The organism is Xanthobacter sp. DMC47 (assembly GCF_056313845.1).
Map to the genome: position 1 here is coordinate 1,124,729 of NZ_JBQUZM010000004.1, position 17,670 is coordinate 1,142,398.

The window sequence follows — 17,670 nt, forward strand, 5'->3', positions numbered from 1 at the left end:
GGACTGCCTCACCGTACGATGATCTTCTTGCCTTCGCCGATGAGGCGGGAGAACTCCTCACGCATGCCTGTCAGAGCCTGCTCAAGCTGTTCCTCTGTTTCGATGCCACCCGTAAAGTACCTGCCGACCGACACCGTCGCGAGGCGCGCGCCTTCGAGCAGCTCGTAGACGCGCTGCACGGCGGCATCGAACCGGGAGCGGCACAACTCGGTGTCAGACCGGACCTGCTGCAGCGACGCTCCGTCAACCGTCTGGTTGGTTCCCTGCCGGATCGGGCGTTCGATTTCCGTGCGCTGCCCTTCCGTGAGCTTCTCCCATCCAGGTGTCGCCACGAGAGCGTCGTGCGCATCGAGATAGGCGGTGACGCGCGCGGCGATGGCAGCCTTCAGACGGCGCTCGAATTCGTCATCGATGGCCTTTGCCGTCTGGTCGATGGCCGGCAGCTCGCGGAAGAATGTTTCCCTGGCGAGGATGTCGGAGAGAGTACGTCCCCGCTCTGCCAGATCGGGATCGAAGTCGGGTTCGGCGGTGAGAACAGGCAGGCGCGCCAAGGCGGCCCGCCCCCTTTCGATGTCCCGCAACGCCGGCTCGGTCAGGCACCGCGACAACTCAGCGACACGTTGGATGGCTTCCTTCAGAAGCTTGTACGTGGCCGTGAAGGTCGTGATGGCGTTCTCTTCGCTGCCGCGTTGGATCGAGCGCATCTGCTGCGCCGCGTTTTCGATCCGATCGACGCCCGGGAGCCGGGCGGCGCGAAGAACGCTCAAGACGGTGTCGAAGTTCTCCTCGTTTTTTTCCAGCTCCTTACGCAGCTGCGCGACGAGGGGCGTCGCGGACAGCTCGCGGATATCATGGCCGAACGTATCTTTGAACTGCTGCGCTGCCTCCGCGATGACCGCGAAGTCGATCCCTTTTTTGGGGCGGAAGCTTGCCGCACGGAAGATGTTGTTGCTGGAGAAGCAGTCCCGCGCCTGCACACTTGTGGCGGCCTCGATCGTATGGCCTTTGCTGACGGCATCGATCAGCCCGGCCCGCAATAGGCACAAGGTGAACAGGCGAACGGCCTCGAAGTCCCAACCGAAGGGCGCCTTCGAGAACTCGTCCTCGAGATAGCGACCGGTCGCCTGATCGCCGTAGTTGGCTTTCCCTTCGATAACGGTCAGCACCTCCGCGAGCGGCGCCCCGTCGGCGCGGAACACGGTCTTGCCGCGTTCGTCTCGGAGCAGGGCCAACTGGCTGAAGACCGCAGGAAGGCCGGACAGGTTGTCGGCGGAAAGCAGGGCGTCCATTCCGCGCTTGAGGTCGACGGTCTTGGCCGAGGCCTCGACGAACCGGTCGTAAACGGCGGGCAGCACCTGGGCCAGGATGGCCGCTGCGGTCTTGCCGACGTCGGTCGCAGAGCTGTCGGGGCTGCGGTCGTTGCCCTTGGAATAGATCTGGCCCGACAGGCAAGCGAGCCGCAGCCGGCGGCGGAGCTCCTCCATGTGCTTGCGCTGTCGGATCTTCTCCTCGGCGATGAGGCGTGTCTCGTCCGCGGTGGTGGCGCCGCGCCCCTTGCGGTCGACCATCTGGCCGGAACGGAACGCCTCGCGCAGCTCGCGTTGGATTTCGTCATCGAGGATGACGACCCAGAACACGCTTTTCTGGTCCTGCTGGCTGCGGCGCCGCAACAACGGTGCCTCGCGCGCGGCATCAGCTTGTGTCTCGGCAAGCTGCAGATGGAACGGGATGTCGCCCGTGACCTCCTCGGCGCCGTTGACGATCAGGCCGGCCTTGAACTGTTTCGTGTCGCCGAGATTGAAGCTCGGCTGGGGCGTCCACAGCGTGGTCAGAGTTTCGGTAAACAACCGCTTCCGGTCGGCGGCCTTCGGGTCGATGCTCGAACGCAGCTGATCCCAATCGTCCTCGGCGGGCGTCGGTATGCGGTACCCGCCATCGCCCTGGCGGATCATGAGCGCCTTCTCAAGGTCGGCGAGGGCCTCTTTCACCTGCGGAAGCTTCGATTCTCCGTCGGCCTTTTCGAACAGCGCGGCAGCGATGTTCTCTGCGGTGCGGTGCACGGTCGGGACGAACTGGAGCAGGCACACGACTTTCGCCACGGCCTGCGCGAGCGGGTGCGAGACCCGTTGCGAAATCGAGGCGATCTTGGCGCGGACCGTCGAGGCGATGTTGCTCTCAATCAGGTCGTAGACGTGATCCAGACGCGCGAGCGCACCGGTGCCCATACCGGCGAGGTTGGTGGCCGGATTGATGAGAAGCTGCTGTGCGAGCTTGATGATGGTCCGGTTAGCGCCGCCGACGTGCTTGCTCGCGCCGCCCTGGGTTCTAAGCCCCGAGACGATATCGATGATCAGAACGATCTGATAGGGCAGCAACGGATAGAGATCGATGAACGTCTGCCGCGAGAGCGGCGGCAGGGCGATGTCAGCGGTGAGCTTGGTCGAGGCCTCGAGCCGCGCGCGGTGTTGATCGAAGAGCTGCCCGAGCGCCCTTTCGGCCGCACTGTTCTTTTTGAGAACGCGCCGGCTGGTCACCTCCGAGATATCGGACGGTTCGAGATGGACCTGCATCGGAAACCTGTCCATTAGGCGGGCGAGCTCGATCTTCTTGTCATCGAGGCCGCTGACGATCTCGCTCAGCTTTTCCTGCGAGGTGACGACGATCCAGTGCTTGCCGCGCCCCTTGACGCCGAGCTGCTGCACGATGGCCTGCAGATCGAGCATCTTCTGCACGTCACGGGCGACAAACTGTCCGACCTCGTCGACCACGAACATGAGCGCGTGACCAGGGCGACGGCGCTCCATCAGCACGGTGACCCGTTCTGCAAGTTTGCCGGGCGAGACGTCGACCTTCGGGCGGGCCTTGGCCCAGGAATCCGGCTGGGGATACACCTTCGGGTTGAGGATACTCAAGGCCGCGCTCGCCTCGCCGATGGCGAACGAAAGCATTCCTTTCTCGGCCTTCCAGTCCTTGCCGTGAAGCTTGCTGAATGCCGCCTCGAACTCGGGCAATTGCCCCCGGGTCTCGAGGTCGATCTCGAGCTCGGCCAGCTCGATGTCCTTGGCGTAGCCGAGGCTCTCGAGGAACAGGCGGTACATGATCTCGGTCAGCATCTGGTTGCCCGACCGGATGCCGCGATCTGTCGAGACGTCGAAGATGACGGTATGGGTCGGGATAGTCTGGTTGATGCCGTCGAGCAGCACCGTCAGCTTAGGGTCGCCGGTGCGGGTGGCGAAGCGCTTGGCGGCGCCGGTGCCGAGGATGTCGCGGTTCTCGATCGCGAGTCCTAGGATCTTCGCGTAGCTCGATTTGCCGGAGCCGAAGAAGCCTGAGACCCAAACGGCGATCCCTTCATGGGGTTTACGGGGTGTTTCGAGATAGAGCTCGAGCACGTCGACGAAGTGGCGACGGATCGACTCCGTCGCCACGTACTCGTCAAGTTCCGAGGCGATGACTTCGGCCGACGTCTGGTCGACCTTGATGACCTCTTCGATCCGCCTCGAGACGTCACCGGAAAAGAGGGTTGCGATCGTCGACATGCCCATGTCCACTCAAAAGATCTTAGGTCGATAATTGTGCTCAGCGTCGAAAACACCCATGAAGCGGAGCCCGGCCGCTCCATCGAGATCGCCGGGATAGAAGAGGATCGTGGGCGCCACTACCCGACCCTTCAGCTGCTCCAGGAGCGAGAAAGTACGATAGACGGGAAAGAGCGCGCCGGTTCTGACGATGAAGACTATGTCGTGCAGCGGGTCGGCCTCTGGCGGCATGCGCGCGCCGACCATATCGACTAACGGCTGAAAATCGTCGAGAAGATTGGTCAAGGTCTGCGCGATCGTCTCGAGCCCGGTGTCGCGCTCCGCATCGAACCAAGCCTGTGGCGGGCGCTGTGAAGCAACCGCCGTCTGGAAGCATTCCGCCAGCGAGATATCGGTAACGCGCTTGCCCGTGTTCTGCAGCCGTGTCGTCAAACGCCGGACCGCAGATCTAAGCACGAACTCGTCCTCGGCGGCGTAGCGGAAGATGGCATAAGGCATGTCATGATAGGCGCTGAGCCTCGGACGCGGGTCGGCGAGACTGAGGGCTGGCTCCAGGTCTTGGGTGAGACGGTCCTGCAGATCGGTCATGCAGACATCCTCTCCGCGTAGGCTTCAGCGGATTTGCAGGGGAGCGACAGCTGCATCAGGCTGCCAGCCACCTCGAAGCGAAGTTTGCGATACTGATGGAGACGCAAGAGCTCGCGCTCCACATCTTCGGGGCTCATCAGAAACAGGCGCCAATCAGACGCGGTAAGAAGGCGTCCGGGATTGGCCTCACGCTCCCGGATGGCGTGGAGAAGGTAGATGAAGCTGCGCTCCGGGAGATGGTAGGCGGTGAACTCCTTGATTGCGGAGCCTTTGAGGAGATCGAAGTCGGAGGCGATCTTCAACAACCCCGCCGCCACACGGTGAAGGGTCGCTTCCGTCCAGACGTGCTCGATTCGGCCGCCGCGCCGTTCGATCGACTTCAGGTAGGAATCTAGCTCCGCGGGGCGCACGCGAAACTGGCCTTTCGCGTAAGCCTTAAAGAGCCAATGCTGGATGAAGTCGCGGAGCAGAAACTCGTCGCGCGTCATGTGCCACAGGAGAAGGGGCTTCCATTCCTCCATGGGGCAATCCTGCTTCGCGAGGAGCACGAGCGGCTTGTCGCGACCGCCTGGATCGAAGCGCCGGTTCAGGACGAAGATCATGTCGCGCAGCCAGGCGGCGCTGCGCGCTCCGATGAAATTGCTATCCCGGAGATGGTCGAGGTTCTCGCGCTTCGGGCGGTGCAGGTCCCACGCGCGGAACACGGCGTACGTTTCCTCGATCATCGCGCCTTTAACGATGGTGAAGGACGAGACGATGCGTGATCTAGACGCATTCTTCATGCGGCGCTTGCACGAACGAAGGGGACGACCGGGTCGTTGGCGCGCCCGACCGAGAATGCCAAGGCAAGAAGGGCGATCTGTGGGCGCTCCCCGGTGAAGATATTGCCGACGGACAGCCCTCGGCCGTCGGGCTCTGCCCGGAGGGCGAGAAATTCCTTGACCTCGTCGCTTGTGACGAGGCCGAGGTCGGTCGTGGCCGCGATGACGTCACCGCTGCGGAGAGCCGCGACGGCCTCGAAGTAGGGCCGCCACTCGCCGTGACGATCGAGCCAGGTTTCCCAGAGTGACTCGAAACGTTCTTCAACTGCCTCCGGGAGCCGCCAGAGGGTGATGGCGTCGGTCTGGCGGAGGAGCTGGTCGCAGCGATGCGACGCGACGGCCATAACGCCGCGCGCCTGCGCAAAATAGTGCGTCCGCGGGAAACCCCGCTTGAGCACGGATGCGCCGGAAGCCCCTAGTTGTTTGCTGGTGTTCCACCACCGGGCGAGATCCATCTCGCCGCACCGTGCTACCGCGACCCGAAGCTTGAGCAGCCACTCGTAGTCCAACTCAGTCATTGATCGCGCGCAGCCATTGTGTTGGGGGTCACGCAGCAAAAATTCGTTTGTGTAGCCGTACGTGTTCGGGGGAGGAACACTAAGTCTTGCCGATGGATCGGATTGGGGTCTCAAGATCATAGCTTGTCCGGCCCTCGGGATTCAATCTTTCAAACTCTTCTATGGACATGACTACAACTACAGGCCGGCCATGCTTCAGGATGGCTACCGGCGCTGCTCGTGCTAGATCAATGAGACGCCCAAACTCGTACTTCGCCTCTTTTGCGGAGAGAGACTTCATCCGGAATCGTTCCACCCTTCTAAGAGGTGGCCATTTTGGCCAAACTGGTGCGCCGCGCAACCGCCAATTCGTATTAAGATATCTGCCAGCTATCGCGTGCAACCCCTTTCGGTAAGTGCGGAGAAGGGAGCCTGGCGGGATCGGTGCAATGGCTGTCCTAAGGTCGAGACGATTGGGGGCGCGAAGCGGACGTTCGCAACGGCGCGCCTGATGGGACGCTTAGCGTCAGTTTCGGCCTCGGACATTCATCGGCGATATGTCCGATTCTCGTTTGAAGTCCCCCAATAGCGGAAAGTCCGCTCCCGGCCCCGAATCGGCCATTCATCATCACAGCAGCAAACTTCGGCCCCTGGAGCTCTATCGCCACCAGCCCTCGCGGACGCACGGAAACCTCCATGCCGATCAGGTGCCCGATTTCGGCCTTGTCATCTTTTTGTGCTTGCCGCCGCGTTTGCCTGCCATGTCCACCAGTCGGCGAAACGTCGGGCACTCCATGTGAGAGGGGGCCGGGCACTCGGCGACATGGCGGAGGGTGTCGCGCAGCGCCGTCAGCTCGCGGATTTTCCGGTCAATCTCTTCCGCCTTCGCGTGAAGCGTCGCACGTGGCAAATCCGGCATGCCATTCCTGCCGAACATCCCAGCGATCTCGCCGAGCGAAAAGCCGGCTGACTTGCCCATTGAGATCAGCTTGAGCTGCAACAGCACCTCGGGGGCAAATTGTCGGCGCAATCCGTGCCGCGAGACCGATGAAATCAGCCCGGCTTCCTCGTAGTAGCGCAGCGCCGAGGGCTTGTTGCCGCTCTTTTCCGCAACCTCGCCAATATCCAGAAACTTCATGCTTGACCTCAAGTCGGCTTTAAGTGGCAGCCTGCACGCTAACGGCTCTCGAAGCAAGAGGACAAGTCAATGGGATTGACACGATCAGGGGTGTTGGAGAAGGCGCAAGCGGGAATCGTGGTCACACTCGCGCTCGCGATGCTGTTGGCTTCGCTCGGCACGAGCATTGCCAATATCGCATTGCCGGCGTTTGCCGAGGCCTTCTCCGCGCCCTTCGCACAGGTGCAGGCGGTGGTGGTCGCCTATCTCGCGGCCCTGACGGGCTGCGTGGTGATCGCTGGTAGGCTCGGCGACCGTTGCGGACTGAAGCCCATGCTGGTGACCGGCCTCTCCGTATTCGCCATCGCCTCAGTGCTATGCGCCGTCGCGCCGAACCTTTCGCTGCTGATCGGGGCGCGGGCGCTTCAGGGGCTGGGCGCGGCATTCCTGATGACGCTCGCCATGGCGCTGATGCGCCAGACCACGAGCGAGGCGGGCGTCGGGCGAGCCATGGGCCTGCTCGGCACCCTATCGGCGCTGGGCACAGCACTTGGCCCCCCGCTCGGTGGGCTGCTCATCCCGGTGGCAGGATGGCGCGGTATCTTCTGGGTGCAGGCGCCATTGGCGGCATTGGCACTGATACTGGCGGTCACCATGCTCCCGGCCGAGCCCGTCAGGGAGAGGGCCCCGGCCGTTCGCCTGCGCACCACCACGGACCGGAACCTCGCATCAAGCCTACTGGTGAATATCGTCGTCGCCGCCGTCATGATGACGACGCTGGTGGTCGGCCCCTTCTATCTCAGCGTCGGGCTTGGCCTGAGCGCGCCGCAGGTCGGCTTTGTCATAGCAGTTGGCCCTGTGATCCCAATCTTCAGCGGCATTCCGTCCGGGAGGCTGGTGGATGCCTGGGGCAGCGACCGCGTGCTCGCCGCCGGCCTGGCCCTACTCGCGACAGGCGCACTTCTGCTGGCGTTTCTGCCGAACGTGATCGGCGTTGCGGGCTATGTGCTGTCCATCGTCGTGCTAACGCCAGGCTATCAGCTATTTCAGGCCGCCAATAACACCGCCGCGCTGGCCGACATCTCCACGGACCTGCGCGGCACCGTCTCCGGGTTGCTGGGCCTGTCACGCAATATCGGCCTGATTGCCGGTGCGTCTGCGATGGGGACCGTCTTCGCTTTCGGCCTGGGAACAGAAGAGTTCGCGCGTGCGACGCCTTTTGTCATCGCCTGGGGGATGCGGCTAACCTTTTTCCTGGCTGGCGCCATGATGCTCGTCGCCATCGCGGTTAAGGTCGACGTTGGCGCCCGTTTGCGCGGAATGTCGCACTAGTGGCGTAAAACCCCGCAGTCATGCGGGGCATCGGCTATTTTGCATCGGGTGAACCGCTGAGGGACCTCCTGGTGCTCCGGATCCCCTCCTAGGGAGCAGGCGCAATGCGTCCGATGGTGGCTGTGCTGACGCCCATTACACGGGCGATGTGCCGCACGCTTTCGCCCTCGCCACGGAGCTTGGCCACGTAGGCGCGTTGATCTGCAGTGAGCACGCTCTTGCGGCCGAACTTGACGCCTCGCGCCTTGGCGCGGATGCGTCCTTCGCCCGTGCGGGTCTTGATCAGTTCGCGCTCGAACTCCGCTAGGCCACCAAGGACCGTCAGCATGAGCCTGCCGTGAGGGGTGGTGGTGTCGGCCCATGCATCGGACAGGGATCGGAAGGCCGCGCCCCGCTCGCTCACTTCAGCCAGCACATTGAGCAGATCGCGCGTGGAGCGGGCAAGGCGGTCGAGCCGCACGACAATGAGAACATCGCTGGGCTTGAGTGAAGCAATGCAGCGTCGCAGCTCGCGCCGATCTGTCTTGGCGCCACTTGCCGTCTCAGAAAAGACTTTCTGGCAGCCTGCTGTCCTGAGGTGTTCGATCTGGCTGTCTAGCGTCTGTCCGTCAGTAGATACGCGCGCATAGCCAATGATCATGAATGCATTATGAGACTATAATTCGAGACGCGCAAGCGATTGATATTTATGAGACTGCCGCGCGTCTCAAATATTTTGAATTTTGAGCCGCGCCAGTGTCGTTCTTTTGCAAGTAGGTTAAACAAAGCCCAGCGGGTCCAAGTTCTGAGAAATCGTTGGTTCGGCCTGGGCCGACACTACATCGAAATGGTGCCGTGCATCACCCGTCGACCCACCAGCAGACTGAGCCATTCCAAATTGTTCGTCGCCGAGATGGCCAAAAGGAATGAGATCCCGGAGCTCGATCAACTGCGTGCGAAGATCCGAAAGAAACTCAGCTCTATTTTCAAGAAAGTCCGATCGAGCCTCCTTGAGGCTGTCACGAAAATCGGCAAGCCAATCAAATATATCCTGCCGAAGCTCCGCGAAGGCTCCCGCACCTGAGAACGCAGGAAAGCCGGCATCGCCTTCTTGAGAGGAGTCTGATTGATCATTTGCCGAAGAACCCGCGACAGTGGGAGCCGCAGACCCGTCATTGGCATAGCTAGGGAGGGGGCTGCTCTGTACTTTCTCGACCGCTGGGAGGTCTGAACCGCGGGAGGCTATGACCGGCGGAGAATCCCGAATCTCGTCCCAAATCGAATCTGGACCGCCCGAAAAGAAGTCCTGCGCGAATTCCTTCCATTGTGCAACGGCCGCGCCTGCCTGAGAGGTGGGGCGCAGCGCCAGACCATCCGCTAAATCGTCCAGGAATTGGAAGGTATCGTCGAGGGCCTCGCCGATGCGCACTGGCAGATGTGAGGCCAGGACATCCAGGCGTTCAAGCACTGCACTCCCTTCGTTGGAAGTAGGCGCATTTCGGGTGTGCGTCATGGCTCATGACCTGCTGTTCAAACCGAGACGTCCGGTGGCGACGCAATGTTCACCACCGGAACCTTCACAATTATTCCGGGAGGTCTGGTGTGGCTCGACCACTGCGACCTCCCTTACGTGCTATGCGAACCTAAAGTCGTCTGTGTTCAACGTGGATAGGGTTACGCCTGTCAACACGACGCTGGCATCATCATCGATCGTGATGACAACATCTGCACCGACCTGATGCGACGCCGTCATGACCTCGCTGAAGTCTTCGAAGAAATTCTTCGAGAATTCCAGAACGTCCCCCGCGCCTGCGCCCCCGGCGAAGCCGGAAACCGTGTCGGTGCCGGAGGCGATATTGAACACAAACGTGTCCGATCCCGCCCCGCCGACCAGGCTGTCATTGCCGGCTCCACCCTCAAGGCGGTCGTCTCCATCGCCTCCCAATAGGGTGTCATTACCGGCTCCGCCTGAGAGGTAGTCGTTTCCACCAAGCCCGCTCAGTGTGTTGGCAGCCGCGTTGCCTATCAGCCGGTTTGCCAGCGCATTGCCGGTGCCGTCGATCGCGCTTGAGGTTCCGTCAGCGTCGCTCAGTAGGATGAGGTTCTCGACATTGCTGTCGAGAATACGTGTGATCGTGGAGCGGACCTCGTCGATGCCTTGGTTCGCCAATTCGGTCACTACGTCGCCGGCATTGTCGACAAAATAAACATCATCGCCGGTGCCACCCTCCATGGTGTCAGCGCCTGCGTCGCCATAGAGCATATCGTTGCCGCCGAGGCCTTGCAGCAGATCGCTTCCGGCGCCCCCCTTTAGGGTTTCCGCATTATTGGCTCCGCGCAAGGTGTCGGCGAACGCCGTACCCGTGAGCCCCTCGATCGTGTTCGTAGCGAAGGTGTCGCCCACGGCGTCACCCGTATGGGTTAGGCCGCCCGAAAGGGAGACCGCGACGCCGGCGGACGACAGCTCATAGGAAACTGTATCGAAGCCCGCCCCGCCGTCGAACTTGTCGGTACCCGCTCCAGCGAGGAAGACGTCCGCCCCAAGCCCTCCATAGAGCGTATTGGTCCCAGACCCGCCCTTCAGAATGTCGTCGCCATCGTCGCCCTCAATACGATCATCCCCATCTCCACCGTCGACGAAGTCCTCGCCCCACCCGGCGTTGACGATGTCGTTGCCGCCGAGAGCAAATACCCTATCAGCGCCTTCGCCGCTCTCGATTGTGTTGGCTGCGCTGGATCCCCAGATCTGATCGTCACCCCCGCGGGTCTTCACATTTTCGATCGCAGACAGCGTATCAGTCGCTCCATAGCCGTCGATAGCAGCACCCGCAGCCAGGCTGGCGCCTGATGCAAGGATTTGTGCGACGGTCGACAAGTTCACTGAGATCGAACCGTCCCCGCCGTCCGCCGCATAGTCGACGGTGTCGGTGCCCGCACCGCCATTGAGGCTGTCGGCCCCGGTACCTCCCAGCAGGGTATCATCACCATCTCCACCGGAGAGAGCGTTCGCGCCCTGATTGCCCTTGATGACGTTCGCAAGGGCATTGCCAGTGCCGCTAAGAGCGGCGGTGCCGATGAGAGTCAGGTTTTCGACGTTGGAGCCGAGGGTCCAGGTAACGGAGCTGCGCACCTCATCGATGCCGCCGTTTGTGCCCTCGGTTACGGTATCACTCGCGGAATCGACCACGAAGATATCGTTGCCGGTTCCACCGTCCATCGAATCGTTGCCCGAGCCACCGTCGAGCACGTCGTCACCACCGGCCCCGATCAATGTATCGTTGCCCGCTCCGCCTTCCAGTCGGTTTCCGAAACGATCGCCGTCAAGAGTGTCGGCAAAGGCGGATCCCCGAAGGCCCTCAACCAGGGGCCAGTAGATCCACGTGTCCCCCGACTGAACAGGTTTCCAAAGCTTGTCACCGACGGCGTCACCCGTCAGCGTGACACCGCCATCCAATGACGCGTTGACCCCGGCGGACGACAGCTCATAGGAGACGATGTCGAAGCCATCCTGGCCATTAAAGGTGTCGGCTCCGCTTCCGGCAAGGAACACATCATTGCCATCTCCGCCGTTAAGGACGTTGGTACCGGCTCCTCCCTTCAGGATATCGGAGCCGTTGCCGCCATCGATCGTGTCGTCGCCATCGCCGCCGTCGAGGAAGTCGTCGCCTCCCCCGCCGTTGATCGTGTCGTTGCCGCCCAGACCATAGGCCAGGTCGGCCCCGTCCCCGAGGGTGAGGACATTGGCCACGCCCGAACCCCAAACGCGATCGTTACCGTTACCGGTGGTGATGTTCTCGACATTCCTGATCGTATCGGCGGCACCGAAGCCATCGATAGCTCTCTCCGCGGCGATCAGCAGCCCACCCCCGATATCCTGGGCTGCGCCGGACAAGTTCACCGTGAGTGCACCGGTCCCGCCATCGGCGGAATAGTCCACGGTGTCGATGCCATTGCCGCCGTCCAAGGTATCTGCGCCAGCCCCGCCTGAGAGCTTGTCGTCGCCGTCGCCGCCGAAAAGCTCATTTACGGCGCTGTTGCCGACGATGGTATTGGCAAGAGCATTGCCCGAACCGTTAACGGCCTGAGTGCCGAGCAGAGTAAGGTTTTCGATGTTTGCACCCAGCGCCCACGAGAACGAGCTCCGGACCTCATCGGTCCCTCCCGCAGCCGAGGTCTCGGTAACCACGTCGCCGGCTTGGTCTACAATGTAGATATCGTTGCCGTCGCCACCATCCATGGTATCGGCGCCCGCGCCACCTACGAGTGTGTCGTTGCCGGCGTAGCCGTAAAGGGTGTCGTTACCATCGCCGCCCTCAATGAGGTTGTCGTAGCGGTCGCCGCCCAACGTGTCGGCGAAGGAAGATCCTCGGAGCCCTTCAACAAAGGCGGTGTAGTAGAGGACGCCGTCTATGATCACTTGGTTCGAGAGATTGTCGCCTTGGGCGTCTCCGAGCGGCCCAAGCGCCCCGCTGATGGCAATCCGAACGCCCGCCGTCGAGTTCTCGTACGACATGATGTCGTAGCCATCTTCGCCGCGGACATTGTCAGAGCCTGCGCCACCGATGAACACGTCATCCCCGGCTCCGCCATTCAGCGTGTTGCTTCCGGCTCCGCCGATGATGCGATCGTTTCCGTCCCCACCTTCGACGGTGTCATTTCCATCGTCGCCATAAAGGATGTCGTTGCCGGCGCCACCGGTGAGGGTGTCATTGCCGCCTAGCCCGTAGGCAACGTCGTCACCATCACCCATAGAGATAACGTTGACGACCTCCGAGCCCCAAACAGTGTCCGCCTTCGCCCCGGTCGTGACGTTCTCGAAATTGCTGAGCACGTCGGTGGCACCCGAACTGTCGCGGCCACGGCCCGCAGCGATGACTTCTCCACCCGCTGTCGTCCTGGAGGTCGAGGAGAGGTTAACGACCACGCCGGTGCTTCCACCGTCATAGGCGTAGTCCACGGTATCGGTGCCGGCGCCGCCATCAAGCGAATCTGCTCCGCCGCCGCCAGAGACCGTATCGTCGCCGTTTAGTGCACTGATTGTGTTGGCGGCAGAATTGCCGCGGATCACATTGGCATTGGCATTGCCGGTACCATTGATCGCAGCCGTGCCCTGAAGGGTCAGATTTTCCACCTGAGCGGCGAGCGTCCAAGTGACCGTCGAGCGGATTTCGTCGGCACCCCCGCCAGCGACTTCGGTGACCGTGTCCGAGGTGCTGTCGACATAATAGATGTCGTCACCGCCGCCCCCTGTCATGGAGTCGTTTCCGGCGCCGCCATCCAAGGTGTCGTTGCCGCCCGCGCCAATGAGCGTGTCGTTGCCCGCGAGACCTTCCAGGCGATCCGCGCTCGAACTGCCGTCAAGGGTATCGTCGAAGTTCGTCCCCCGGATACCCTCTACGTAAACGGTGACGATGCCTTGCCCTGTATCGATAGCCGTGGCGAGCACGTCGCCGACGGCGTCGCCGGTATGCACGACACCGCCATCCATGGAGACCTTCACGCCAGATGTGGAGAACTCATAGGAGACGATATCGAAGCCCTGCTCTCCGCTGAAGGAATCGGCGCCCGCGCCGCCGATGAACACGTCATCCCCATCGCCCCCGCGCAGGGTGTTGGTGCCCGCACCGCCGCGGATCGTGTCGTTGCCATCACCACCGATAATGATGTCGTTTCCGTCGCCGCCATCGATGTCGTCATTGCCGCCTTCACCTCTAATGGTGTCGTTGCCGCCAAGGCCAAAAGCGACGTCCGCCCCATCACCCAGTTCGATCGTGTTGTTGCCGTCACTGCCCCAAACCCGGTCCGCGCCAGCGCCAGTGTACACGTCTTCGATGCTGACCAGGGTGTCGAGGTCCCCATAGGTGTCCAATGCCTTGTTGGAGGCGATTGACTGGGCGTTTCCGTAGGTCTTGGTGGCAGAGGAGAGATTAACGACCGCTCCCTTGCCACCGCTTTCAAGCGAATAGTCAAGGACGTCGGTTCCCGCGCCCCCATCGATGGTGTCTGCCCCGGCATCACCACGTAGCTCGTCGTCGCCATTCTCGCCCAGGACCGTATCGTTACCCGATCCCCCGGCGATCTGATCCTTGCCGTCACCGCCCGCGAGCGTGTTGCTGGCCGCGTTGCCGGCAATGCGGTTGTTCAGGGCATTGCCCGTCCCATTCAGTGCTTCGTCGAGGATATTGCCGAGCGTGTCGAATCCTTTACCAAGGAGGGTCAGGCGATCAATATTGGCGCCCAGTGTCCAGGACACCGTCGAACGCACTTCATCTCCCGTATCCAGGTTCGTCGTCTCGGCAGCAACATCGGCGACATTATCTACATAGTAAATGTCATTGCCCTGCCCGCCATCCATATTGTCGACGCCACTACCGCCGTCCAACGTGTCATCACCCATTCCACCCCTCAGGGTGTCATTGCCGGCTCCGCCCTCCAGCTTGTTGTTCCTAGTGTCCCCGCTGAGGACATCAGCGAACGCCGAGCCGCGCAGGTTCTCGATCGTGCCCGCTCCGAAGATATCTCCGGCAGCATCGCCAGCCTTCGTGAAGGTCACGTCCAGAACGTCCAAGGTCATACTGACGCCGGCCGCTGACAATTCATAAGAGACCGTGTCAGTGCCGGAGCCGCCATGAATCGTGTCCGTGCCCACGCCTCCGTAGAAAAGGTCGTCCCCCTCTCCACCAGTGAGCGAGTTAACGCCGGCACCGCCCCTGATGATGTCGTTGCCTTCGTCACCTTGGATCTGGTCGTCGCCGTCACCGCCGTCCAACAGATCATCGCCGTCACCGCCAACGAGTTTATCGTTGCCGCCAAGCCCCTCCAGAACGTCATTGCCGCCAAAGCCGTAGAGGGTGTTTGCCCCGAAGTCGCCCCGGATGAAATCCGCCCCAGTTCGGGACCCATGAACGTAGTCGATTGTCCCGGCCGCGAACGTGTCCCCGGTCGCCTCGGTCAACCGTGCGCCCACAATGGCACTGCCGTCCAACGCGACATCTACGCCGCTGGTGAAGTAATAGGACACCCCATCCGTACCAGCGCCGCCGTCGTAGAAGTCCGCTCCAGCACTAGAGTACATGCGATCATTATCGGCGCCCGACCGGACCTCATCATTGCCGGCAGTGCCGACAATGTAGTTGCCGCGGCCGTCGCCGATAAGTGAATCGGGACCCGCCTTGATACCGACGGCGGAAATGATCTGCTGATAGCTGAGCGTACCATCCTGAAAGACGAAGTCGACGGCGTATTCAGCACCTTCGACAGTCGAAAACAGGTTATCGATGGTCAGCTTGTCACCTTCCCCAAACTCGAAAATCAGCTGATTCTCCGAATAGGTGAAAGGCACACTTGATGCTGAAATGCCATCAAGGAAGACGACTCGGTCAGACTTTTCCCCGAGGCTCTGAGCTGTGAACGTGTCCGAACCGTAGCCGCGGCCATAAATCATCGTATCGCCGCCGCCGAAGCCGTTGACACTCTGATTGCCGGCGCCGGTGTTGAATATCTCGGATGTAACTGCCGTGCCGATCGGGAGCTGAAGAGGCGCCACTTTCTGCAGCAGGGTCTGCCGGTCCCAGACGGTGCCATCCGCGAAGCGCACCTCGTCCATCATCCCGGAGCCGATGAAGTCCCTGACAAGCACCGCTTGATTGGGATCACCGTCCACCTTCAGCAGGAGATCGTCGCCCTTGAGCGATGCCGTCACCTGGTTTGGCTTGATATCCGCTCCAAACCGAACCGTATCGAAATCGGAAGCGCCATTGCCATCGGCGTTGACTATGATGTCCTCGCCATCGCCTCGGTTGTAGACATAGACATCGTTGCCACTACCGCCGAGCATAGAATCTTCGCCGGTCCCGCCTTTCAACTCGTCGTTGCCCGAGTTGCCAACGAGAAGGTCGTCGAGGTCCCCGCCATCGAGCTTGTCGTTGCCCGTGCCGCCGACGAGCCAGTCGGAGCCGCCGGCGCCATTGAGCGTGTCGTCACCGGCGCCACCAATCAAAAGGTCGGTACCAGCGTGGCCGGTAACCGTGTCGTTACCGTCACCGGCATCCACGCGAACGACGGTATAGAGACGCGTATCAGGCGTGTTCGGATCGTCAGAGACTGCTGTCGAGACTGAGATTACATCGTTGCCCGCTGTGCCATCGACCTTGTCCGAGTGGCCGGGACCGAAGAAGTTATCGATGACGATATCTTCCTGCAAAGGGTCGTCAGCTCGCAGCACAAGCGTATCGCCATCGAAATCGGGAGTCCACGAAACTACTTTGGCAAGCCCGGAGTTCTCGAGCGCCAGCAAGAACCCGCCGAGATAGTCAGACGGCTGTGCGGAGTCTAACCCCAGATCATGCGCGCGCTGAAGAGTGATGATCCAGCCAGCGGAAAAAGCGCTATCCGGCGATAGGGCTATAAGTAAATTAATCGCAGCATAATTTTCTATGTACGTCCTGTATTCGCTCGCGATTGTGAGGTTGAATGCCAATTGATCGACATTTTCGCCACGAGAGGCGTAAAATGCTCGGCGTAATATTGGATCTCCGCCGATTATCTGCAAATCATCAAGGGTTTTTGCAATGCCAAACTTAACGGCCTCGATAGAGCCATCAGGATTGCCTAGATCGTAGACTACGACCTCTGATGTACCGGCCCCCTCACCCCGCGCGTAGATATGATCTTCGTCATGCCCATAAGTGAATGGCCTTACGCCATGAACCGGGTCTATGATCCCCCCGACCTGCTTTACCAATTCATTCACAACATCGGTGACATTTTTTGCCATGGTCATGGCTAGCTCAACATCACCGCCGTCCTGCTCGCTTACGCTGATGATCTTGAGAGCTCCTGTTGTATCATCAAAAGCCACAAACGCATTTGCCGAAGGATTTTCCTCGAAGAATACATTACCCAACGCTGTCCCAAGCAATGTACCTATCAGAGCCCCGACCCCAGGAAGCAAGAAATTAAGTCCCACGGTGAGCGCGACACTACCAACACCGGCGGAGCCGAGAGCTGTCGTCGCCGCCCATACGCCCAACGCAGAACCAGCCGCGTTGCCTACGCTGCCCACAACCGCTGCTTCCGGACTGTCGGCCGTTAAAATCTGCTCCGCCAAAGCCGCACCAAAAAACGACCCAAGTGCGCCGGGAAGGCCAACGAAGGCGCTTTGAAAGGGATTGCCGGATAAAGCTGCGAGCCCATTTTTCGTCGGATCAAGGACCTGATTGAGCACGCTCCCTAGGTATGCCGATCCAGTTGCGTTGAATAAATCTGCTCCAAAACCATCCAACCCGATAGCCTCTGCTGCCTCAGCAAAAAGGAAGGCCGTTACAGTTTGAATGCTTGCATTTAGGAGATCCTCAGGCAGATCGTCAAGTTGACGAAACGGATCTATCGTATCACCATCGTGCCACGAAATATTATCAACCAAAACCTCGTTAAAATTCCTTATCGCAACACCGAGAGCGGTTCCAGCACTAAGCTGAACGAATGGGTCGTCGCTCAGTATACGCCCTAGCGAAGACCCCAGCGCCTGGCCGATTGCCCCAGCTATGTCGATAGCAACTTGTGAATCGTTATGGACACGGACCCCATTTGCAATATATGTGTGGAAGTTGGCCACCTCGAAGTTATAGACCAATACAGACTTGCCATCCGGCATCAGACTGGCTGGGATGAGCTCGCTGAGGCCCATGTGAATCGGCGCGCCTTCGCCGATCGCAGAGCGGAGCAAAATATAATCGAGCTCCAACGACATTGTCGTGTCTGTTGTGGGCTGTTGCCATGATTCAGGCATCGCTTAT

The 17,670-nt window shown here is 60.9% G+C and carries 10 protein-coding genes; 1 reads left to right on the forward strand and 9 read right to left on the reverse strand.

The window, feature by feature from the left end; translation table 11 throughout:
* Nucleotides 1–8: 8 nt before the first annotated feature.
* From brxC to ACT54R_RS17045, 6 genes are all read right to left on the reverse strand, one after another.
* The gene (gene brxC, locus ACT54R_RS17020; protein ID WP_476328220.1) at nucleotides 9–3,539 is read right to left on the reverse strand and encodes a BREX system P-loop protein BrxC; all 3,531 of its coding nucleotides are present in this window, start codon (nucleotides 3,537–3,539) and stop codon (nucleotides 9–11) included.
* Nucleotides 3,540–3,551: 12 nt separating this feature from the next.
* Complete coding sequence (locus ACT54R_RS17025) at nucleotides 3,552–4,127, reverse strand: BREX protein BrxB domain-containing protein (RefSeq protein ID WP_476328222.1); 576 nt, start codon at nucleotides 4,125–4,127, stop codon at nucleotides 3,552–3,554.
* The gene (locus tag ACT54R_RS17030; RefSeq protein WP_476328224.1) at nucleotides 4,124–4,909 is read right to left on the reverse strand and encodes a BrxA family protein; all 786 of its coding nucleotides are present in this window, start codon (nucleotides 4,907–4,909) and stop codon (nucleotides 4,124–4,126) included. The genes ACT54R_RS17025 and ACT54R_RS17030 overlap by 4 nt, the downstream gene beginning before the upstream one ends.
* Nucleotides 4,906–5,466: a BrxE family protein gene (locus ACT54R_RS17035; RefSeq protein ID WP_476328226.1), complete on the reverse strand. Its 561-nt coding sequence runs from the start codon at nucleotides 5,464–5,466 to the stop codon at nucleotides 4,906–4,908. The genes ACT54R_RS17030 and ACT54R_RS17035 overlap by 4 nt, the downstream gene beginning before the upstream one ends.
* Nucleotides 5,467–5,545: 79 nt before the next feature.
* The gene (locus ACT54R_RS17040) at nucleotides 5,546–5,746 is read right to left on the reverse strand and encodes a type II toxin-antitoxin system Phd/YefM family antitoxin (RefSeq protein WP_476328228.1); all 201 of its coding nucleotides are present in this window, start codon (nucleotides 5,744–5,746) and stop codon (nucleotides 5,546–5,548) included.
* Between the two features lie 402 nt (nucleotides 5,747–6,148).
* Nucleotides 6,149–6,583, reverse strand: coding sequence for a helix-turn-helix domain-containing protein (locus tag ACT54R_RS17045; RefSeq protein ID WP_476328230.1), 435 nt, complete (start codon nucleotides 6,581–6,583; stop codon nucleotides 6,149–6,151).
* 69 nt (nucleotides 6,584–6,652) lie between these two features.
* Here ACT54R_RS17045 and ACT54R_RS17050 point away from each other — a divergent pair, with 69 nt between their 5' ends.
* A complete protein-coding gene (locus tag ACT54R_RS17050; RefSeq protein WP_476328232.1) occupies nucleotides 6,653–7,894 on the forward strand; it encodes an MFS transporter in 1,242 nt (413 codons plus the stop codon).
* Nucleotides 7,895–7,982: 88 nt separating this feature from the next.
* Here ACT54R_RS17050 and ACT54R_RS17055 read toward each other — a convergent pair whose 3' ends face one another.
* The 3 genes from ACT54R_RS17055 to ACT54R_RS17065 form a co-directional block, all read right to left on the reverse strand.
* Nucleotides 7,983–8,534 carry a recombinase family protein gene (locus ACT54R_RS17055; protein WP_476328233.1) on the reverse strand — a complete coding sequence of 184 codons (552 nt, stop codon included), beginning with the start codon at nucleotides 8,532–8,534 and terminating at the stop codon, nucleotides 7,983–7,985.
* A 117-nt stretch (nucleotides 8,535–8,651) separates the two neighbouring features.
* Entirely contained in the window at nucleotides 8,652–9,386 is a 735-nt protein-coding gene (locus ACT54R_RS17060; protein ID WP_476328235.1) for a hypothetical protein, read from the reverse strand.
* 120 nt (nucleotides 9,387–9,506) lie between these two features.
* Nucleotides 9,507–17,624 (reverse strand): beta strand repeat-containing protein, encoded by an 8,118-nt coding sequence (locus ACT54R_RS17065; RefSeq protein ID WP_476328237.1) that lies wholly within the window; start codon nucleotides 17,622–17,624, stop codon nucleotides 9,507–9,509.
* Nucleotides 17,625–17,670 lie beyond the last annotated feature (46 nt).